Raw genomic sequence first — 676 nt, 5'->3', positions numbered from 1 at the left:
GCCCATGTCCATGAGGTAGCGGTAGCGATCCTCCCAATCATCGAAGAGGGCAAACCCCTCCTCGAGATCGGCGATGACCTCCTCGATGTTGGAGGAGGGCGCTTCGACGGACATGATCCGCTCAGCTGGCCTTCGCGAAGGCGACGAGCTGGTCGCTGGCGGTCAGCTTGTCGATCTTCTCGATGGCCGCGTACTCGGCGGCCAGGCGCTCCAGCGCCTGCTCATAGATCTGGCGCTCGCTGAAGGACTGGTCGGGCTGGCCGGCATTGCGCTGCAGGTCGCGCACCACTTCCGCGATCTGGATCGGATCGCCGCTGTTGATCTTCGCCTCGTACTCCTGGGCGCGGCGCGACCACATGGTGCGCTTGATGCGCGCGCGGCCCTTCAGCGTGTCGATCGCGGCCTCGAACTCCTTCTGCGTGAACAGCTTCCGCAGGCCGGCCGTGGGCACCTTGTTCACGGGCACGCGCAGAGTCATGCGGTTCTCGTCGAAGGTCACGACGATCATCTGCAGCTCCATGCCCGCGGCCTCGATGACCTCGATGCCCTGCACGGTGCCGACGCCATGGGTCGGGTAGACGACGTGGTCGCCGGCCTTCAGCTCGATCTTCGCGGCGGGCGGACGCGGCGGACCCGACTGCGCCTCGGCGAAACCAGGACGGCCGGGGCTACGGAC

The 676-nt window shown here is 66.7% G+C and carries 1 protein-coding gene; it reads right to left on the bottom strand.

Going from position 1 to position 676, the window contains the following annotated elements; all coding sequences use genetic code 11:
* Positions 1-121: 121 nt before the first annotated feature.
* The coding region (locus AC1DWF_RS35045; protein ID WP_476843074.1) for a CarD family transcriptional regulator at positions 122-676 on the bottom strand (555 nt) is incomplete at its 5' end.

Source organism: Aminobacter sp. P4_D5, assembly GCF_056401815.1.
This window is presented reverse-complemented; position numbering and strand designations above follow the sequence as displayed.